Origin of the sequence: Methylorubrum zatmanii (genome assembly GCF_014845115.1) — a bacterium.
In the GTDB taxonomy this organism is placed as follows: Bacteria; Pseudomonadota; Alphaproteobacteria; order Rhizobiales; family Beijerinckiaceae; genus Methylobacterium; species Methylobacterium zatmanii.
Genome location: NZ_NKUI01000081.1, coordinates 1 through 3,939, shown reverse-complemented (window position 1 = coordinate 3,939; position 3,939 = coordinate 1). Strand labels below are relative to the sequence as shown.

The 3,939-nt window shown below is 70.4% G+C and carries 3 protein-coding genes; 1 reads left to right on the top strand and 2 read right to left on the bottom strand.

What is annotated here, in order from left to right; all coding sequences use genetic code 11:
• Nucleotides 1-158: 158 nt before the first annotated feature.
• Nucleotides 159-1,112 (bottom strand): uracil-DNA glycosylase, encoded by a 954-nt coding sequence (locus MZTS_RS11165; protein WP_192283899.1) that lies wholly within the window; start codon nt 1,110-1,112, stop codon nt 159-161.
• A 173-nt stretch (nt 1,113-1,285) separates the two neighbouring features.
• Between MZTS_RS11165 and MZTS_RS11160 the strand changes: the two genes are divergently transcribed.
• Nucleotides 1,286-2,959 carry an electron transfer flavoprotein-ubiquinone oxidoreductase gene (locus MZTS_RS11160; RefSeq protein ID WP_192283898.1) on the top strand — a complete coding sequence of 558 codons (1,674 nt, stop codon included), beginning with the start codon at nt 1,286-1,288 and terminating at the stop codon, nt 2,957-2,959.
• A gap of 135 nt (nt 2,960-3,094) precedes the next feature.
• On the opposite strand, the gene MZTS_RS11155 is transcribed toward MZTS_RS11160, so the two are convergent.
• On the bottom strand, nt 3,095-3,939 hold an 845-nt coding region (locus MZTS_RS11155), incomplete at its 5' end, for a P1 family peptidase (RefSeq protein WP_192283897.1).

Sequence of the window (3,939 nt, the reverse complement as noted above, 5' to 3'; positions counted from 1 at the left end):
CCCCCGCCCTCGCCGCGACGGTCCTCGACATTGTCCGAGGCGCGAAAATCGTCCCAGCGCATCGCTGTCCCCTGCTCCCCCGTCCCCAACGGGCCTTTGGAAATGAAAACGCGGAGGCTACGGTTCCGCTTCATTTCCGGCCGCCCTGTTATGGGACGTCAGGGGCCCGCGTCGAGGGCCGCCTTCAACATGCGGAAGTCGCGCCAGGCGAGGCGCTTCTGCACCGGCTGGCGCAGCAGGTAGGCGGGGTGGAGGGTGGCGAGCGCCCGGATCTCGCGACCGTCGCCGAGGCGGTAGGGATAGAACCGCCCGCGGGCCTTGAGGATACCGTCCTTGGTGCCGGTCAGGGTCTGCGTCGCGGGGGCGCCGAGGCAGACCAGGATGTCGGGATTCGCGAGTTCGATCTGGCGCTCGATGAAGGGCCGGCAGATCGAGACCTCCTGCGGGGTCGGGTTGCGGTTGCCCGGAGGCCGCCAGGGCACGATGTTGGAGACGTAGGAGGTGGTGCGGTCGAGGCCGATCGCCGCCATCATCCGGTCGAGGAGCTGGCCGGACCGGCCCATGAACGGCTTGCCGATCCGGTCCTCGTCGGCCCCCGGCGCCTCGCCGACGAACATCACCCGCGCCTCCGGGTTACCATCGGCGAAGACGAGGTTTTTCGCCGTGAAGCGCAGGCCGCAGCCCTCGAAGCCCCTGAGCAGCGCCTCCAGCTCGTCGAGGGTCTTCATCTCCGCCGCGCGGGCGCGGGCATCGTCCGCCGCCTCGCCGGGCTTGGCGTTGGCCGCGTTGCCGTAGGTGCGGGCCGGCTCGGGCGGCGCGTCGCGGCTCGGCAATTCACGCCGGAACGCCAGGGGAGCCTCGTTAGGGGTCTCGTCGGGGCCCGCGCCGGGCCGCTCGTCCGCCCTCTCCCGGGGCGGCGGAGCCTCACGGCGGAGGGACGGCGCGGGGCCCGGAAGGGCCGGCGCCGGCGCGACCGCCTCGGCCTCGGCGAAGCGGTCATGGGGCTGCTCGTCCAGGGCCGCATCGACCCCCGCCCCGACATGGAAGTCGAGGTAGGAGATCAGGTCGGCCCTGGCATCGTGATCCGCGTTCTGCGCCGTCATCGGTCCCATGTGGCGTGCGATCGCGCTGTGGACAACGCCCGCGACGCCTCGGAAACGTCGCATGGGCGCGCCCTGCGCCGGCCTGCCGCTACCTTTACGGCCTTGCCTTCCTACCTTGGAATCGCTTGAGAGACATCTTGACAATGAGAGGGGCCGGATCGAACGGCCCAGGAGGAACGAGGATGGCGCTGCCCGAACGCGAAGGCATGGATTTCGACGTGGTGATCGTGGGCGCGGGGCCCGCGGGCCTCGCCGCCGCGATCCGCCTCAAGCAGCTTTCCGCGGAGAAGGGCGAGGAGATCTCCGTCGTCGTCGTCGAGAAGGGCGGCGAGGTCGGCGCGCATATCCTGTCGGGCGCGGTGGTGGACCCGCTCGGCCTCGACACCCTCCTGCCCGAATGGCGCGACGACCCCGAGCGGCCGCTCAAGACCGCGGTGGAGCGCGACGAGTTCCTGTTCCTGACCAAGAACAGCGGCGTCACCCTGCCGAACGTGTTCTTCCCCAAGCTGCTGTCGAACCACGGCAACTTCGTCGGCTCGCTCTCCAACACGGTGAAGTGGCTGGGGGCGAAGGCGGAAGGGCTCGGCGTCGAGATCTATCCCGGCTTCCCGGCCTCGGAGGTGCTCTACGACGCGCGCGGCACGGTCACCGGCATCGCCACCGGCGATCTCGGCATCTCCCGCACCGGCGAGCCTCGGGACGATTTTACCCGCGGCATGGAGCTGCGCGCGAAATACACGGTGTTCGGGGAGGGCGCCCGCGGGTCGCTGACCAAGACGCTGATCGAGCGGTTCCAGCTCAACCGGAACAGCGATCACCAGAAATACGGCCTCGGCGTGAAGGAACTCTGGCAGCTCAGCCCCGAAAAATTCCAGCCGGGGCTGGTGCAGCACACCATGGGCTGGCCGCTGCCGAACAAGGCCGGCGGCGGCTCCTGGCTCTACCATTTCGACGACCACCTGCTCTCGGTCGGCTTCGTCACGCATCTGAACTACGAGAACCCGACCCTGTCGCCGTTCGAGGAGTTCCAGCGCTTCAAGACCCACCCGATGATCCGCGAGACCTTCGAGGGGGCCAAGCGCATCGGCTACGGCGCGCGGGCGATCATGGAGGGCGGCTGGCAATCGGTGCCGAAGCTGGTCTTCCCCGGCGGCTGCCTGGTGGGCGATTCCGCCGGCTTCGTGAACGTGCCGCGCATCAAGGGCTCGCACAACGCGATCCTGTCCGGCATCCAGGCGGCGGAGGCCATCTTCTCGGCCATCGCCGCCGGCCGCCAGGGCGACGAGCTGACCGCCTACGAGGAGGGCTGGCGCGACAGCCCGATCGGGCGCGACCTCAAGCCGGTGCGCAACGTCAAGCCGCTCTGGTCGAAATACGGCACGCTGGTCGGCATCGGCCTGGGCGGGCTCGACATGTGGATGAACACCATCGCCAACGCCTCGCTGTTCGGCACCCTCGGCCACGGCAAGCCGGACCATGCCTGCCTGAAGCCGCTCGCGGAGGTGACGCCGATCGTCTATCCGAAGCCCGACGGCAAGCTCACCTTCGACCGGCTCTCCTCGGTCTACCTGTCCAACACCAACCACGAGGAGGATCAGCCGCCTCACCTCAAGGTGAAGGATATGGGGCTGCAGAAGACCTCCGAGCACGATGTCTATGGCGGCCCGTCGAGCCGCTATTGCCCGGCCGGCGTCTATGAATGGGTGCAAGATGCCGCCGCCAGCGACGGGGTCCGCTTCCAGATCAACGCGCAGAACTGCGTCCACTGCAAGACGTGCGACATCAAGGATCCGAACCAGAACATCAACTGGGTCACGCCCGAGGGACCGGGCGGGCCGAACTACACGAACCTGTAAGACCCTGTTCGCGCGAGGTGTTCTGGCAGGCACCCGCTCCTCTTGCTGAGACGGGAACCGCTTCGATCAAGCGGATCCCGTGTCAGTCCCCTTTTCCGTCATCGCTCCGGCCTCGCCCCGCGATCACGAGGGGGCTCAGTCCCGCCCGTGCAGCTCCCGCCAGGCCGGCAGGTCGAGGCAGGGCAGCCGGGTGGCGGAATGGACGCCGAGGGCCACCGCCCGCGCCAGCGTCTCGGCCGCCGCCGCCCCGAGGCGGGCGAGATCGGTGATGGGGTCGGCCAGCGGCACCGCGCCGGTGGCGACCGCGAACACCACGTCGCCGTCGAGCGGCGTGTGCGCCGGGTGGATCGCCCGGGCGAGCCCGTCCTGGGCCACCACGGCCAGCCGCTTGGCCTGCGCCTTGGTCAGGGCCGCGTCGGTGGCGACGACGGCGAGCGTCGTGTTCGCTCCGGGTAGGGCGTGGCTCGGCCAGGATACGACATCCTCCGGCACGGTGGGCGGCAGGCCGAGACCGCCGAACTCGCCGTCGCGCTCGAACGGGGCGGCCCAGAAATGCGGCCCCTCCCCCATGGTCACACGGCCGAAGGCGTTGACGGCGACCAGCGCGCCGACCTGGGCCGCGAGGCCCGGCACCGCGCCGGAGGCCGAGCCGAGGCCGCCCTTGAGATTGGCGGTGCGGGCGCCGAACCCGGCCCCGACCGAGCCGAGGGCGAAGGCCTCGCCGGCCGCGCCTATCGCCGCCGCGTAGCCGAGGTCGCGATAGGGCGGGAAGCGGCCCCAGGCCTTGTCGCCGCCGTTGAGCAGGTCGAACAGGATCGCGCCGGGCACGATCGGCACCCGCGCCTCCCCCACGGCGAAGCCGCGCCCGGCCTCGCGCAGGGCGGCGACCACGCCCGCCCCGGCATCGAGCCCGAAGGCCGAGCCGCCCGACAGGAAGAGGGCATCGACCGCCTGCACCGTGGAGGCCGGATCGGGCAGGT

Excerpts from the sequence above, each read along its gene's own strand:
- MZTS_RS11165 (WP_192283899.1), bottom strand. The coding sequence starts at position 1,112 with ATGGGACCGATGACGGCGCAGAACGCGGATCACGATGCCAGGGCCGAC.
- MZTS_RS11160 (WP_192283898.1), top strand. The coding sequence starts at position 1,286 with ATGGCGCTGCCCGAACGCGAAGGCATGGATTTCGACGTGGTGATCGTG.